The 14,910-nt window shown below is 63.0% G+C and carries 12 protein-coding genes and 2 rRNA genes (1 of these 14 running past the window's edge); 12 read left to right on the top strand and 2 right to left on the bottom strand.

Annotated elements, in window-relative coordinates; genetic code table 11:
* Both AC06DU_RS18885 and rrf read left to right on the top strand, forming a co-directional pair.
* Positions 1-1,965: ribosomal RNA gene (locus AC06DU_RS18885) — 23S ribosomal RNA — on the top strand (it extends 916 nt beyond the left edge of the window).
* 112 nt (positions 1,966-2,077) lie between these two features.
* Positions 2,078-2,192 (top strand): 5S ribosomal RNA (gene rrf / locus AC06DU_RS18880).
* 536 nt (positions 2,193-2,728) lie between these two features.
* Here rrf and putA read toward each other — a convergent pair.
* Positions 2,729-5,929, bottom strand: a complete 3,201-nt coding sequence (putA, locus tag AC06DU_RS18875) for a bifunctional proline dehydrogenase/L-glutamate gamma-semialdehyde dehydrogenase PutA (RefSeq protein WP_478203021.1) — start codon at positions 5,927-5,929, stop codon at positions 2,729-2,731.
* 290 nt (positions 5,930-6,219) lie between these two features.
* Between putA and AC06DU_RS18870 the strand changes: the two genes are divergently transcribed.
* Genes AC06DU_RS18870 through AC06DU_RS18845 form a run of 6 tightly spaced genes read left to right on the top strand, consistent with a single transcriptional unit; the run spans position 6,220 to position 10,966 of the window.
* Entirely contained in the window at positions 6,220-6,696 is a 477-nt protein-coding gene (locus AC06DU_RS18870; RefSeq protein ID WP_016902801.1) for a DUF2244 domain-containing protein, read from the top strand.
* A gap of 16 nt (positions 6,697-6,712) precedes the next feature.
* On the top strand, positions 6,713-7,663 hold the full coding sequence (gene coxB / locus AC06DU_RS18865) for a cytochrome c oxidase subunit II (RefSeq protein ID WP_478203020.1): 951 nt from the start codon (positions 6,713-6,715) through the stop codon (positions 7,661-7,663).
* A 39-nt stretch (positions 7,664-7,702) separates the two neighbouring features.
* Positions 7,703-9,307 (top strand): cytochrome c oxidase subunit I, encoded by a 1,605-nt coding sequence (gene ctaD / locus AC06DU_RS18860; RefSeq protein ID WP_016902803.1) that lies wholly within the window; start codon positions 7,703-7,705, stop codon positions 9,305-9,307.
* A complete protein-coding gene (locus AC06DU_RS18855; RefSeq protein WP_024938846.1) occupies positions 9,288-9,458 on the top strand; it encodes a hypothetical protein in 171 nt (56 codons plus the stop codon). The genes ctaD and AC06DU_RS18855 overlap by 20 nt, the downstream gene beginning before the upstream one ends.
* Positions 9,455-10,051, top strand: a complete 597-nt coding sequence (locus AC06DU_RS18850; RefSeq protein ID WP_184519220.1) for a cytochrome c oxidase assembly protein — start codon at positions 9,455-9,457, stop codon at positions 10,049-10,051. The genes AC06DU_RS18855 and AC06DU_RS18850 overlap by 4 nt, the downstream gene beginning before the upstream one ends.
* 39 nt (positions 10,052-10,090) lie before the next feature.
* Positions 10,091-10,966 carry a cytochrome c oxidase subunit 3 gene (locus AC06DU_RS18845; RefSeq protein ID WP_016902806.1) on the top strand — a complete coding sequence of 292 codons (876 nt, stop codon included), beginning with the start codon at positions 10,091-10,093 and terminating at the stop codon, positions 10,964-10,966.
* A gap of 96 nt (positions 10,967-11,062) precedes the next feature.
* On the opposite strand, the gene AC06DU_RS18840 is transcribed toward AC06DU_RS18845, so the two are convergent.
* Positions 11,063-11,281: a twin transmembrane helix small protein gene (locus tag AC06DU_RS18840; protein ID WP_478203019.1), complete on the bottom strand. Its 219-nt coding sequence runs from the start codon at positions 11,279-11,281 to the stop codon at positions 11,063-11,065.
* Between the two features lie 60 nt (positions 11,282-11,341).
* On the opposite strand from AC06DU_RS18840, the gene AC06DU_RS18835 reads away from it, so the two are divergent.
* From AC06DU_RS18835 to cyoE, 4 genes are read left to right on the top strand one after another with little or no spacing between them, the layout of a single operon-like run.
* A complete protein-coding gene (locus AC06DU_RS18835; RefSeq protein ID WP_478203018.1) occupies positions 11,342-12,067 on the top strand; it encodes an SURF1 family protein in 726 nt (241 codons plus the stop codon).
* A gap of 27 nt (positions 12,068-12,094) precedes the next feature.
* Positions 12,095-12,670 carry a hypothetical protein gene (locus tag AC06DU_RS18830; RefSeq protein WP_478203017.1) on the top strand — a complete coding sequence of 192 codons (576 nt, stop codon included), beginning with the start codon at positions 12,095-12,097 and terminating at the stop codon, positions 12,668-12,670.
* A 10-nt stretch (positions 12,671-12,680) separates the two neighbouring features.
* Positions 12,681-13,844: a COX15/CtaA family protein gene (locus AC06DU_RS18825; RefSeq protein WP_016902809.1), complete on the top strand. Its 1,164-nt coding sequence runs from the start codon at positions 12,681-12,683 to the stop codon at positions 13,842-13,844.
* A gap of 2 nt (positions 13,845-13,846) precedes the next feature.
* Positions 13,847-14,743, top strand: a complete 897-nt coding sequence (gene cyoE / locus AC06DU_RS18820; RefSeq protein ID WP_016902810.1) for a heme o synthase — start codon at positions 13,847-13,849, stop codon at positions 14,741-14,743.
* Positions 14,744-14,910: the final 167 nt, after the last annotated feature.

Raw genomic sequence — 14,910 nt, 5'->3', positions numbered from 1 at the left:
CCGGGAGACACACGGCGGGTGCTAACGTCCGTCGTGAAAAGGGAAACAACCCAGACCCACAGCTAAGGTCCCAAATTTACTGCTAAGTGGAAAACGATGTGGAAAGGCATAGACAGCCAGGAGGTTGGCTTAGAAGCAGCCACCCTTTAAAGAAAGCGTAATAGCTCACTGGTCGAGTCGGTCTGCGCGGAAGATTTAACGGGGCTAAGCAGTGAACCGAAGCTTGGGGTGCATAAAACTTGTTTTATGCGCGGTAGAGGAGCGTTCCGTAAGCCTGCGAAGGTGGATTGAGAAGTCTGCTGGAGGTATCGGAAGTGCGAATGCTGACATGAGTAACGATAATGCGGGTGAAAAGCCCGCACGCCGAAAGCCCAAGGTTTCCTTGCGCAACGTTAATCGACGCAGGGTTAGTCGGTCCCTAAGGCGAGGGCGAAAGCCGTAGTCGATGGGAAGCAGGTTAATATTCCTGCACCTCGCGTGAGTGCGATGGAGGGACGGAGAAGGTTAGGTGTACCGGGCGTTGGTTGTCCCGGGGAAAGGCGGTAGGTTTGGATCTTTGGCAAATCCGGGATCCTTTAAGACCGAGCACCGAGACGAGCCTTTATGGCGAAGTCACTGATACCACGCTTCCAGGAAAAGCTCCTAAGCTTCAGCTCACGAAGACCGTACCGTAAACCGACACAGGTGGGTAGGATGAGAATTCTCAGGCGCTTGAGAGAACTCGGGTGAAGGAACTAGGCAACATGGCACCGTAACTTCGGGAGAAGGTGCACCCTTTTTGGTGGCTCATGCGAGCTATAGCTGAAGAGGGTCGCAGAAACCAGGCCGCTGCGACTGTTTATCAAAAACACAGCACTCTGCAAACACGAAAGTGGACGTATAGGGTGTGACGCCTGCCCGGTGCTGGAAGGTTAATTGATGGGGTCAGCCGCAAGGCGAAGCTCTTGATCGAAGCCCCAGTAAACGGCGGCCGTAACTATAACGGTCCTAAGGTAGCGAAATTCCTTGTCGGGTAAGTTCCGACCTGCACGAATGGCGTAACGACAGCGGCGCTGTCTCCACCCGAGACTCAGTGAAATTGAAATCGCTGTGAAGATGCAGCGTTCCCGTGGCAAGACGGAAAGACCCCGTGAACCTTTACTATAGCTTTACACTGAACGTTGAGTTCGTCTGTGTAGGATAGGTGGGAGGCTATGAAACTGTGGCGCTAGCTGCAGTGGAGCCATCCTTGAAATACCACCCTGTCGTGCTTGACGTTCTAACCTAGATCCGTTATCCGGATCAGGGACCGTGTATGGTGGGTAGTTTGACTGGGGCGGTCTCCTCCTAAAGAGTAACGGAGGAGCACGAAGGTACGCTCAGCGCGGTCGGACATCGCGCACTGTGTGCAAAGGCATAAGCGTGCTTGACTGCAAGATCGACGGATCAAGCAGGTACGAAAGTAGGTCTTAGTGATCCGGTGGTTCTGTATGGAAGGGCCATCGCTCAACGGATAAAAGGTACTCCGGGGATAACAGGCTGATACCGCCCAAGAGTTCATATCGACGGCGGTGTTTGGCACCTCGATGTCGGCTCATCACATCCTGGGGCTGTAGTCGGTCCCAAGGGTATGGCTGTTCGCCATTTAAAGTGGTACGCGAGCTGGGTTCAGAACGTCGTGAGACAGTTCGGTCCCTATCTGCCATGGGCGTTGGAAGTTTGAGAGGGGCTGCTCCTAGTACGAGAGGACCGGAGTGGACGAACCTCTGGTGTTCCGGTTGTCACGCCAGTGGCATTGCCGGGTAGCTATGTTCGGAAGCGATAACCGCTGAAAGCATCTAAGCGGGAAGCGCGCCTCAAGATGAGACTTCCCGGGGCACAAGCCCCCTAAAGGAACCATATAGACTATGTGGTTGATAGGTCAGGTGTGTAAGTACAGCAATGTATTGAGCTAACTGATACTAATGATCCGTGCGGCTTGACCATATAACCTCAAGTTGCCTTGGTCCCAACGAACGTTGGTAGATCACCAAACGCAAGCTACGTCACAAGTTACCTATGCGAGACGAGCGCTATCAAGCGCTGCTCCAACCGTCTCCCTGGTGAAATTAGCGCTGTGGAACCACCCGATCCCATCCCGAACTCGGAAGTGAAACGCAGCTGCGCCGATGGTAGTGTGGCTCAAGCCATGCGAGAGTAGGTCATCGCCAGGGGCTTTACCCGAAACCCTCAGTCCAACAGGACTGAGGGTTTCTTTTTGTGCGAAATTTAAGACAACTGGCTAAAGCCAGAGCCAAAGCCAGAGCCAGAGCCAGAGCCAGAGCCAGAGCCAAAGCCAAAGCCAAAGCCAAAGCCAAAGCCAAAGGCGAAGGCGAAGGCAGAGCCGAAGTCGGGTAGCGCCACGGCACTCAGGCACTCAAGGCGTATCCTTGGCACCCTGCCACGCTGTGATCTGGGGGCTCATCGACATGTAACGCGGCACCTAATGCGTCCGTTTATGTCACTAACACCATCCAAGGTTGAGCTTCTTTCTCACCTCTGTCCCCTGACTTTCACGTCGATGCCGAGTGGTGGGTGCTGGCAGCGATGCTGTTGTGTAGCAATGACCTACCGCTTACTTCTGCGCAATGCAGATGTACGGGCACAGCACCTTATGCGGACACCTGGGCACAACAAAAAACCCCGCGATGCGGGGTTCTTGTTTTCCTCAGCAAGCCAAGAAATGGCCTGAAATGGTTTGGGCTGGATCTCAGTCGCCCAGTGTCAGAAGCGAGGCGTTGCCGCCTGCGGCCGTCGTGTTGACGGTGACGACCTTCTCGGTGGCGAAGCGCAGCAGGTAATGCGGCCCGCCGGCTTTCGGGCCGGTACCTGACAGTCCCTGGCCGCCGAAGGGTTGTACGCCGACGACCGCGCCGATCTGATTGCGGTTGACATAGACATTACCGACCGCGACACGTGTGGTGATGCGATCGATGGTCTCGTCGATGCGCGAGTGCACGCCCAGGGTCAGTCCGTAACCGGTGGCGTTGATCTGATCGATGACGGCGTCGAGTTGGTCGGCTTTCCAGCGGATGACATGCAGGACCGGACCGAAAATTTCGCGTTGTAGCTGCGCGAGTGAGGTCAGCTCGTACGCGCGTGGGGCGAAAAAGCTGCCGTTGGCAGTGGTGGGATCCAGGATGGTGGTGCCGATCAGGCGGGCTTCGCGATCCATGCGCGCCGCATGATCGTCGAGGATCTTGAGCGCATCTGCGTCGATGACGGGGCCAACATCGGTGGACAGCAGCGCAGGATCGCCGATCTTCAGTTCTCCCATCGCGCCGGCGAGCATGGTCATGACCTTGTCGGCGATGTCGTCCTGCACGAACAGCACGCGGGCCGCCGAGCAGCGTTGGCCGGCGGACATGAAGGCGCTGGAGATCGCGTCCTTGACGACTGCTTCCGGCAACGAGGACGAGTCGGCGATGAAGGCGTTCTGGCCGCCGGTTTCGGCAATCAGCACACCGATCGCGGCGTCGCGGGAGGCCAGGGTCCGGTTGATGACGCGTGCGGTCTCCGTGGAACCGGTGAAGGCGACGCCCGCCACGCGCGGATCATTGGTCAGCGCGGCGCCGACGGTGGCGCCGTCGCCCGGCAGGAACTGCACAACCGCTTCGGGGATACCCGCTTCGTGCAGCAGCTTCACTGCGGCGTAGCCGATCAAGTTGGTCTGCTCTGCAGGCTTGGCGATCACGCTGTTGCCGGCAGCCAATGCGGCGGCGACCTGGCCGAGGAAGATGGCGAGCGGGAAGTTCCAGGGGCTGATGCAGACGAAGACACCGCGGCCATGCAGCTGCAGCTCGTTGGATTCGCCGGTCGGCCCGGGCAGACGCTCGGGCGCGCCGAACTGGGCGCGTGCCTGGGCTGCGTAGTAACGCAGGAAGTCGACCGCCTCACGCACTTCGGCCACGGCGTCGGGCAGGGTCTTGCCGGCCTCCTTGACGCAGATCGCCATGAACTCGGGCATGCGTGCTTCGAGCAGGTCGGCGGCATGCTCCAGGATGGTGGCGCGGCTGGCCGCCGGCGTGCGGTTCCAGGCCGGCTGCGCGGCAGCGGCGGTTGCCAGAGAGGTCTGCACGGTGGCCGGATCGGCCGGCTGCCAGTGCCCGACCGTTTCGCGTCGGTCCGCCGGGTTGAGCACCGCCTCGCTCGGTGTGCTGATCACCGCGCCGGGAACCAACGGGGTGGCCTTCCACGGCTTGATGGCGGCATTGAGTTGCTCGGCCAGCTGCCGCAGATCGTTGTCGTTGGCGAGATTGGCGCCCATGGAGTTTTTCCTGTGTTGGTTCTGGCTGCGCAACAGATCGGTGGGCAGCGGAATCTTGGGATGCGGAATGGAGCCGAACGAGGACACCGCTTCGACCGGATCGCGGATCAGGTCTTCGATGGCGACGTCCTCGTCGGTGATGCGATTGACGAAGCTGGAATTGGCGCCGTTCTCGAGCAGGCGACGCACCAGGTACGGCAGCAGATCCTCGTGCGAGCCGACCGGGGCGTACACGCGACAGGGCAGCCCCAGGCGATCGGCCGGAATCACTTCGGCATACAGGTCATCGCCCATGCCGTGCAGTTTCTGGTGTTCGTAATGCTTGGTCGTTGCGATTGCGCGTACCGCCGCGATGGTCTGCGCGTTGTGCGTGGCGAACATCGGATACAGCGCATCGCTGTGCGCGAACATGCGGCGCGCGCAGGCCAGATACGACACGTCGGTATTCTGCTTGCGGGTAAAGACCGGGTAGCCGGGGTGACCTTCGATCTGTGCGCGCTTGATCTCCGCGTCCCAGTACGCGCCCTTGACCAGACGCACCGGAATGCGACGGCCGACGCGGCGTGCCAGATCGGCGAGAAAATCGATCGTGTACGGCGTGCGCTTCTGATACGCCTGCACCGCCAGGCCATAGCCCTCCCATCCATCCAGCGACGGGTCGGAGAAGGTGGCCTCGATGATGTCCAGCGACAGTTCCAGACGGTCGGCTTCTTCGGCATCGACGGTGTAGCCGATGCCGTAGGACCTGGCCAGTTGCGCCAGCTCGAGCACGCCCGGCACCAGCTCGGCCATCACGCGTGCGCGCTTGGCATGCTCGTAGCGCGGATACAGCGCGGACAATTTGATCGAGATGCTGGGCGCCGCAAAGACATCGGTACCGACGAAACTGCCGCTGCGGCCGATCGCGTGGATGGCATCGCGGTACGCCTGCAGATAGCGCTGCGCATCCTTCATGGTCAATGCGCCTTCGCCGAGCATGTCGAAGGAATAGCGGTAATCGGCGTTGTCGCCCTTGCGCGAACGCGATAGGGCCTCACCGATGGTGCGGCCCATGACGAACTGGTGGCCCATGATCTTCATCGCCTGGCGCACTGCCAGGCGAATCACCGGCTCGCCGACGCGGCCGATCAGGCGCTTGAACGCACCCGGCACGTCGGCGCGGGTGAGGTCGTTGAGCTGCACCAGCTTGCCGGTGAGCATCAGGCCCCAGGTCGATGCGTTGACCAGCACCGAGTCGCTGCCGCCAACATGTTTTTTCCAGTCCGCATCGCCGAGCTTGTCGCGGATCAGCTTGTCTGCAGTGTCCTGGTCGGGAATGCGCAACAGCGCTTCGGCCACGCACATCAGCAAGACGCCTTCTTCGCTGCCCAGGTCGTACTGGCGCATGAAGGCTTCGATCGCGCCCTGGTCCTGCGCACGTGCGCGGACGCGGGTGACCAGATCGGCGGCCACCGCCTGCACCTTGGCCTGTTCGGCGGCGGGCAGACGCGCCTGGTCGAGCAATTCGCGGACGTGCTCGGTTTCGTCCTTGAGCCAGGCGGCGGTGATCGCCGCACGCAATGCGCCGGGTGCGGCAGGCAGCTCGGGCGCCAGCAGCGGGCGCGCAACTGAGGGAGAGGCAAGCGGGTCGAGCTGAGCGTTCATGCGAAGGGTGCCTGGGAATCCTTGCTCATTCTAGAGAGCCGCAGCCCCTGCGCACTTGTGTGGAAGCGGCAACTTTTCCGCCGTTTTGTGCACGTGGCCGGCGCAGGCCCAAAACGGACTCGCTCCCTGCCGGCCGCAGCCGCGGGCATCGGCACATGCACCGGGAAGTGATTGATTTACGCGTGTTTTTAGCTGCACTGCAGCAATCGAATGATTGCCGGAAACGCTTGCCGCATGCGTTCGTGCGGGTCTACCATCGGGCCATTCCCGCAGTGCGCTGCGTGTTGCCAATGATCGAAGTACTGCCGTTGATGTCCGAAGGGGTCGGGACGCAGTTGCGGTTGCGGCCTCCGCGGGCATTGTCGGCCAGGCAATTCGTGCAGCTGTTCGCAGTGTTGGCGGGAACGATGTGGGTATTTGCGGGCCTGGGGTGGTGGACCGGCAATGCATTCGCGCCGGTGTTCGCCCTGTTGCACAGTGGTGTGGTGGCGCTGGCGCTACGGCAGTTGTGGCGAAGTGGCGAGCGCGAAGAAGCGATCCGGGTAGGGGAGACCGTTGTAGAGGTGTTTCCATCCGGACATGCGCCACCAGCGTTTCAGGCACATCCGCATTGGGTGCGGTTATGCATGGAACGCGACGACAGGGTGGTGCTGGTCAGCAGCGGCAAGCAGATCGAGATTGGAAGTTTTCTCGGGCCGGCCGAACGTGTGGAACTGGCAACTACGCTGAAACGCTTGCTCGCGGCCGCCAATGGCCGTCACCGATGACGTAAGGGTCTAGGCAATGACGCAACGCAGCAGCTGGAAGGCGACGTATCCGAAATTGGCTTTGGCGATGCTGGCGCTGTCGAGCGCCTCGGTTGCCTGGGCGCAATCGGCCGACCCGAAGGAATGGCAGCTCAACATGGGCCGCGGGGTCACCCAGACCGCGCGCATGGCCTACGAGGCGCACATGGTGGCGCTGTGGGTCTGCGTGGTGATCGGCGCGCTGGTGTTCGGTGCGATGGGCTATGCGATCTTCAAGTTCCGCAAGTCCAAGGGGGCGGTGGCCGCGCAATTCAGCCACAACACCACGGCAGAGGTGCTGTGGACGGTGATCCCGGTGCTGGTGCTGATTGCGATGGCCTGGCCGGCAACGGCCAAGCTGATTGCGATGTACGACACCCGCGAGTCGGAAATGACCGTCAAGGTCACCGGCTACCAGTGGATGTGGAAATACGAGTATCTGGGCCAGGGCGTGGAGTTCACCAGCCGGCTGGCGCGCGAATCCGATCGCATCCGCCAGAGTGGCGAGCGTCCGACCGCTGCATCGCAACCGCATTATCTGCTGGACGTGGACAATCGCCTGGTGCTGCCGGTCAACACCAAGATCCGTTTCGTGATCACCGCCGACGACGTGATCCATGCGTGGTGGGTGCCGGCCCTTGGCTGGAAGCAGGACGCGATCCCCGGCATCGTCAACGAGGCATGGACCAATATCGAGCAGCCGGGCGTGTATCGCGGGCAGTGCGCCGAGTTGTGCGGCAAGGATCATGGTTTCATGCCGATCGTGGTGGAAGCGCTGCCCAAGGCCGAATTCCAGCGCTGGCTGGCGGCCCGTCGCAGTGTCAGCGCAGCGCCTGCCGCACCGGCCGGCACCCCGGCGCCGGCGTCCACACCTTCAGCACCGCCTGCCGGTGAGGCCGCTCCAGCCGCAGCGCCTGCTCCGACCGCCGCACCGACCGCCGCTCTTTAATCGCCCGCAACCGCACCGCTTCGTAGAGGTCGTTCCGTCATGGCGCATACCGCAGTCGATCACCACGGACACCACCAGCCCGGTTTCGTCGAGCGCTGGTTTTTCTCGACCAATCACAAGGACATCGGCACGCTGTATCTGCTGTTTTCCTTCGTGATGTTCATCATCGGCGCGGCGATGAGCGTGGTGATCCGCGCTGAACTGATGCAGCCCGGGCTGCAGTTCGTCAAGCCGGAATTCTTCAACCAGATGACCACCGTGCATGCCCTGGTGATGATCTTCGGCGGGGTGATGCCGGCCTTCGTCGGCCTGGCCAACTGGATGATTCCGCTGCAGATCGGCGCGCCGGACATGGCGTTGCCGCGCATGAACAACTGGTCGTTCTGGTTGTTGCCGGTGGCGTTTACCTTGCTGCTGCTGACGCTGTTCCTGCCCGGCGGTGCGCCGGCCGGCGGCTGGACGCTATACCCGCCGCTCTCGCTGCAAGGCGGCTACAACGTGGCCTTCAGCGTGTTTGCGATCCATGTGGCCGGCGTCAGTTCGATCATGGGTGCAATCAACATCATCGCCACCGTGCTCAACATGCGCGCGCCGGGCATCGACCTGCTGAAGATGCCGATCTTCTGCTGGGCCTGGCTGATCACCGCCTTCCTGCTGATCGCGGTGATGCCGGTGCTGGCCGGCGCGGTGACCATGCTGCTGACCGACAAGTTCTTCGGCACCAGCTTCTTCAATGCGGCCGGCGGCGGCGACCCGGTGATGTACCAGCATATCTTCTGGTTCTTCGGGCATCCGGAGGTTTACATCATGATCCTGCCGGCGTTCGGCGTGGTCAGCGAGATCATCCCAACCTTCAGCCGCAAGCCGCTGTTCGGCTATCAGGCGATGGTCTATGCGATCGCGGCGATCGCGTTCCTGAGCTTCATCGTGTGGGCCCACCACATGTTCACCGTGGGCATGCCGCTGGGCGGCGAAATCTACTTCATGTTTGCCACGATGCTGATCTCCATCCCGACCGGGGTGAAGGTGTTCAACTGGGTCAGCACGATGTGGAAGGGCTCGCTGACGTTCGAGTCGCCGATGCTGTGGGCGGTGGCGTTCGTGATTCTCTTCAGCATCGGTGGATTTTCGGGCCTGATGCTGGCGATCGTGCCGGCGGATTTCCAGTATCACGACACCTATTTTGTGGTCGCGCATTTCCATTATGTGCTCGTTACCGGTGCGGTCTTCGCGCTGATTGCGGCGGTGTACTACTGGTGGCCGAAGTGGACCGGGCGGATGTACAACGAGACCTGGGCCAAGTTCCATTTCTGGTGGACGATGGTGTTCGTCAATCTGCTGTTCTTCCCGCAGCATTTCCTTGGCCTGGCCGGCATGCCGCGGCGAATTCCCGATTACAACGTGGTGTTTGCCGACTGGAACCTGATCAGCTCGATCGGCGCGTTCGGCATGTTCGCCACGCCGTTCCTGATGGCCGGCATCCTGCTCGCCTCGCTGCGCAGCGGCGCCAAGGCCGACGCACGTGCCTGGGAAGGCGCCAAGGGACTGGAGTGGACGGTGCCGTCGCCGGCACCGGCGCATACCTTCACCGTGCCGCCGGTGATCAAGCCTGGAGATCTTGCGCATGAAGACATCGGTCACTGAGTCCGCGCCGCCGGCTGTGGCACGTCTGCTCTCCGCTGCCGAACGGCAGGCGCAACAGCGTCGTGCGGTGCGCCGCACGGCGATCACCGTCGGCATCATCGCGCTGCTGATCTATGCGGGTTTCATTGCGTCGGGAGTCATCGGGCGGTGAACGCGCGGGCGCCCGCACCTGCACCGACGGCCGGCCTGTTCAAGCTGCTGGGCGTGGTGTTGGGCGTGTTCGTGCTGACCTTTTCGCTGGTGCCGCTGTATCGCATCGCGTGCGAAAAAGTCTTCGGCATCCGCATGGAGCGTGTGCCGGGCAGTACGCGCGGTAATGCCGCCGCGAGTGCAGGGGCTGGCAAACGCACGGTGCGGGTGGAGTTCGATGCCGGGGTCAATTCCAAACTGCCGTGGACCTTTCATCCCGAGCAGATGACGATGGATGTGGTGCCGGGCGAACTCAACGAGGCGCTGTACTTCGCACGAAACGACAGTGTGCGGGCAGTGGTCGGCAGTGCGGTGCCATCGGTCGCACCGGCGCGGGCATCCGGATTCTTCAACAAGACCGAATGTTTCTGTTTTACCGCGCAGACCTTGCAGGCCGGCGAAACGCGCCACATGCCGCTGCGTTTCATCGTCGACCCGGCACTGCCGCCGGAAGTCACCACGATCACCCTGTCCTACACGTTCTATCGCAACGACACCCTGACCTCGGAGTTGCAGGGCGGTGGCGCATCCAGCGCACCGCGCGCGGCGCCTTGATCCTTCATCCACACGCAGCACCGACACGGAAGCAACGCCATGGCCGACCATAGTCCCAACGCCGATGCGTATTTCGTCCCGAGCCAGAGCAAGTGGCCCTTTGTCGGGTCGATTGCGATGTTCGTGATGATGATCGGCGTGGCCAGCTGGCTCAACGATGCGGCATGGGGGCGCTGGACGTTCTTTGTCGGCATGGCGATGTTGCTGGCGACCTTGTTCATGTGGTTTGGCGATGTCATCCGCGAATCCAACGCCGGGCACTACAACCGCCAAGTGGACGGCTCCTTCCGCATGGGGATGGTGTGGTTCATCTTTTCCGAGGTGATGTTCTTCTGCGCCTTCTTCGGCGCGTTGTTCTACACGCGTGTGCTGACGCTGCCCTGGCTGGGCGGCGAAGGCGATGGCGTGATGACCAACGAACTGCTGTGGAACGGCTATTCCGCTGCATGGCCGACTAATGGTCCCGGCACGATCGGTGGGCAGTTCCAGACCATTCCCGCCTGGGGCCTGCCGCTGATCAATACGCTGATCCTGCTCAGCTCCGGCGTGACCTTGACCATTGCGCACCACGCGCTCAAGGGCGGCCGTCGCGGCGCGCTATTGCTGTGGCTGGGCCTGACCGTGCTGCTGGGTTGCGTGTTCCTGTTCCTGCAGGCCGAGGAATACATCCACGCCTACACCGAGCTCAATCTGACGCTGGGATCGGGCATCTACGGATCGACCTTCTTCATGCTCACCGGCTTCCACGGCATGCACGTGCTGCTGGGCACGATCATGCTGGCGGTGATGTGGCTGCGGGTGGCGCGCGGGCACTTCACCCGCGACAACCACTTCGCCTTCGAAGCGGCGGCCTGGTACTGGCATTTCGTCGACGTGGTGTGGCTGGCGTTGTTCCTGTTCGTGTATGTACTTTGAGAATCGGGAATCGGGAATCGGGAATCGGGAATCGCCGGAGCGAGCCTGCTTTTGCCCTTACGATTCCCTACTCCCGATTTCCCATTCCCGGCCGCGTCAGCGGCCGAGCCCATGCGGTTTGATCCAGCCGGTGTAGATGCCGATGATCACGACGGCGATCAGTGCGACCGATAGACCGATGCGCCAGGTCAGTGCGTTGACGGTGCGCTTGGTTTCGCCACGGTCGGTGAGCAGGTAGTACAGGCCCGCACCCAGGTTCCACAGGATCACGATCAGGAAGGCGACAATCAGCAACGTCTTGAGCGAATCGTTCACAACAGCCCCGGTGGTCGTCGGCGTGGTAGCGGCATTGCACGCCTTTTTGCGTCGCTTGTCATGACGCGCAAGCACACGGCGGTGTTGGGATGGTGTCTGGCCGTGCTGGTCAGTGCGGGGTTTGCGGCGCTTGGTCAGTGGCAGCTGCAGCGCATGCACGACAAACAGGCGTTGCTGGAACGCGCGGCGCATGTGCGGCAGACGCCGTTGACCCTGGTACAGGCGCTGGCCACGCCGCATGCGCTGGCCTGGGTGAGCGGACAGGTGCGGTTCCTGCCGCAGCAGGTGCTGCTGGACAACCAGCTGCATGCCGGGCGCGCCGGTGTGCGGATCTATCAACTTGCCGCGCCGCAAGGCAGCCCGGTCACGCTGCTGGTCGATCTGGGCTGGCTGCCGTTGCCGGCCAATCGGCAGTTGCCGACGATCACCCCGCTGCAAGGCACCCGGACACTGCAGGGCTTGCTGAGTGCGCCGCCCTCGGCCGGACTTGCGATCGGGCCGGCGTTGGCCGCCGGCAATGCGCCGCAGACCTGGCTGGCCACGCGTCTGGATACCAGCGCCCTGCGCAGCGCGTTGGGCAGGCGCGACATTTCGTCGCAGGTCCTGCGCCTGGATCCCGCCCTGCCGGTCGGGTACGCACGCGACCTGGAGATGCTGCCGAACACGCTGCCACCCGCGCGGCACTTGGGTTATGCGGTGCAATGGTTCGGTCTGGCCGCGGCCGTGCTGGTCACTGCGACGCTGCTGAGCTGGCGTGCGCGTCGCCGCCGTCGACGCGGGCACTGACGCCTGCGGCATGAGAAAATCGCCGGCATGACCTCCTCCACATCGGCCACGCCGCATTCGGTCAAACGCGGCCGCAGGATGCTGATTGCCCTGGCGGTGCTGTTCTTCGGCTCGATGTTGCTGGCCGGCGTGCTGCGCTTCTCCGGATGGCAGCCGGCATCGATGCGCAATCACGGCGAACTGCTCAAGCCGCCCGCCGACCTGCGCGGGTTGGTGCCGGTGCGCGCGGACGGGCAGCCGTATGCCTGGGCGCCTGCCGAACGTGTGTGGCGGATTGCGCTCGCACCGCCTGCCGGCTGCACGCAGCGGTGCGTGATGTTGGCGGCCGAACTGGACAAGGTATGGCAGCTGCTCGGCCATCGCGCCGACAAGGTGGAGGTGTTGTGGATCGGCGCCCCGCCGGCCGGTCTGCCGCCGATGCCGGCCCTGCGTGTGCTGCGCGACGACGCGCGGCTGCGGCAGGGCCTGCCGCGTGCCAACGATGCCGCCGGCGTGCCGGTGTATGTAATCGACCCGAATGGCTTCGTGATCCTGCGGTACGCCCCGGGCTTCGACCCGGCCGGCCTGCGTGCCGATCTGGTCAAGCTGCTGAAACTGATGTGAGCCCGTTTCGATGAATCTGTTTGCGCCACCGGCATTGTTCCGCCACTTCCATCGCATGGCCTGGCTGGCTGCGTTGTTCACTGCGAGCACGATCCTGTTCGGGTCGTTCGTGCGCCTGTCCGATGCCGGCATGAGCTGCCCGGACTGGCCGACCTGCTACGGCCGCGTCACCTGGCCGCAGACCAGCGACGAAGCCAATACGCATGTGGCCAGCAAGATCCGGCCGCTGGAATCGCACAAGGCCTGGCGCGAGCAGGTGCACCGCTTCCTGGCCGGTGCGCTCGGGGTGGAGGTGCTGGTGCTGTCGTTGCTGGCGGTGCGCCGCCGCCGCATGGGCATCGCCCAGGTGGTCTCTGCCGCGGTGCTGGTGGCCTTGTCGATTCCTTTGTACATGTCCGGCTGGCACGCACTGGCGTTCGGCGTGGCGATTGCCGGCGAGGCCATCCTGCTGCTGGCGGCGCTGCGCTGGAGCAATATCGACCTGGCGCGTGCGGCGGTGCTGACGCTGGCGGTGGTGATCTTCCAGGCGCTGCTGGGCATGTGGACGGTGACGCTGCTGCTCAAACCCATCGTGGTGATGGGCCATCTGCTCGGCGGCATGCTGATGTTCTCGCTGCTGGTGTGGATGGCCTGGCGCGCGACCCATCTGCCGATCACGCTGGCCGATGCCTCGCGGCTCAAGTGGCTGCTGCGTGCGGGCGTGGCGGTGCTGGGCCTGCAGATTGCCCTCGGCGGCTGGGTCAGTGCCAATTACGCGGCGCTGGCCTGTGGCGGCGGTAGCTGGTCGGCCGACAATTTCCCGCGCTGCGTCAGCCAGTGGTGGCCGCCGCATGACTTCCGCGAAGGCTTCACGCTGTGGCGTGGGATCGGGGTGGATTACGAAGGCGGTGTGCTCGATGGCGCAGCGCGTATCGCCATCCAGATGGCGCACCGGTTGTGGGCAATTGCGACGGCGCTGTATCTGTGGTGGCTGGCCTGGCGCCTGTCGCGTTCGCCGGGCATGCGGGTGTGGGCCGGTGCGCTGGCGGTGCTGGTGGCGGTGCAGGTGACGCTGGGCATGCTCAACGTCAAGCTGGCGTTGCCGCTGGAAGTGTCGGTGCTGCATAACGGCGGCGCGGTCGCATTGTTGTTCGTGCTGGTCTCGCTGCTGGCGCGGCTGCGCGCGCCGGAGTGAGCATGGCTGTCAGCGCACGCGATTACTGGGATCTGACCAAACCCAAGGTGGTGGCACTGATCGTGTTCACCGCCTTGGTGGGCATGTTCCTGGCCATCCCCGATGTGCCGACGTGGGTGCAGGTGCGCACCGGTGCGTTGGGCTTTCTGGGCATCTGGCTGGCGGCGTCGGCGGCGGCAGCGATCAATCAGTTGCTGGACGCCAAGATCGACGCGCAGATGGCGCGGACCTCGTGGCGCCCGCTGGTGGTGGGCAAGGTGCGGCCGTGGCAGGTACTGCTGTTTGCCGGCGTATTGATCGTGATCTCCATGACCATCCTGGTGGTCTGGGTGAATGTGATCACCGCGGTGCTGACGTTTGCGTCGCTGATCGGTTACGCGGTGATCTACACCGTGTACCTGAAGCGTGCGACCTCGCAGAACATCGTGATCGGCGGCCTGGCCGGCGCCACGCCGCCGATGCTGGGCTGGGCCGCAGTGACCGGCTTGCCGACCAGTGCCGACTGGATCAACGCCTCGCTGCTGGTGCTGATCATCTTCATCTGGACGCCGCCGCATTTCTGGGCACTGGCGATCTTCCGCCGTGCCGATTACGCCAAGGCGGCGATCCCGATGCTGCCGGTCACCCATGGCGTGCCGCATACGCGCAAGCAGATCCTGGTGTACACGGTGCTGCTGGCGATCGTGACCCTGCTGCCGGTGGCGGTGGGCATGAGTGGGCTGTTCTACCTGGGCGGCGCGGTGGTGCTCAACGTGGTGTTCCTCTGGTACGCCTGGCGCATGCTCGACCCGCCGGACGAGCTGTTCTCGATGAAGATGTTCGGTTACTCCATCGTCTACCTGATGGCGCTGTTCGCGTTTCTGATGGTGGACCACCTGCTGTTGCCGTGGGTGCGCTAGCGGCAGCGAACGCCCGCTGCTGCCATCACGGCGATCGATAGAGCTGCGACTGATGCAGCCGTCAGGCGGATGCGGCCGGTGGCTGGAACCGGCTCATCTCGCTCTTACACACCCGTTGTGCGCGCCGTTTGGCATCCGGCGCGCAATCGCTACTTAGCGCACTCAAA

Source organism: Xanthomonas sp. NCPPB 3200 (assembly GCF_056393585.1).
The sequence above is the reverse complement of the archived record's forward strand: the minus strand, read 5'-3'. Positions and strand labels throughout refer to the sequence as shown.

What these genes read in the sequence shown, in the direction of transcription:
- putA (WP_478203021.1), bottom strand. Translation starts at nt 5,929, where the DNA reads ATGAACGCTCAGCTCGACCCGCTTGCCTCTCCCTCAGTTGCGCGCCCG.
- AC06DU_RS18870 (WP_016902801.1), top strand. Translation starts at nt 6,220, where the DNA reads ATGATCGAAGTACTGCCGTTGATGTCCGAAGGGGTCGGGACGCAGTTG.
- coxB (WP_478203020.1), top strand. Translation starts at nt 6,713, where the DNA reads ATGACGCAACGCAGCAGCTGGAAGGCGACGTATCCGAAATTGGCTTTG.
- ctaD (WP_016902803.1), top strand. Translation starts at nt 7,703, where the DNA reads ATGGCGCATACCGCAGTCGATCACCACGGACACCACCAGCCCGGTTTC.
- AC06DU_RS18855 (WP_024938846.1), top strand. Translation starts at nt 9,288, where the DNA reads ATGAAGACATCGGTCACTGAGTCCGCGCCGCCGGCTGTGGCACGTCTG.
- AC06DU_RS18845 (WP_016902806.1), top strand. Translation starts at nt 10,091, where the DNA reads ATGGCCGACCATAGTCCCAACGCCGATGCGTATTTCGTCCCGAGCCAG.
- AC06DU_RS18835 (WP_478203018.1), top strand. Translation starts at nt 11,342, where the DNA reads ATGACGCGCAAGCACACGGCGGTGTTGGGATGGTGTCTGGCCGTGCTG.
- AC06DU_RS18830 (WP_478203017.1), top strand. Translation starts at nt 12,095, where the DNA reads ATGACCTCCTCCACATCGGCCACGCCGCATTCGGTCAAACGCGGCCGC.
- AC06DU_RS18825 (WP_016902809.1), top strand. Translation starts at nt 12,681, where the DNA reads ATGAATCTGTTTGCGCCACCGGCATTGTTCCGCCACTTCCATCGCATG.
- cyoE (WP_016902810.1), top strand. Translation starts at nt 13,847, where the DNA reads ATGGCTGTCAGCGCACGCGATTACTGGGATCTGACCAAACCCAAGGTG.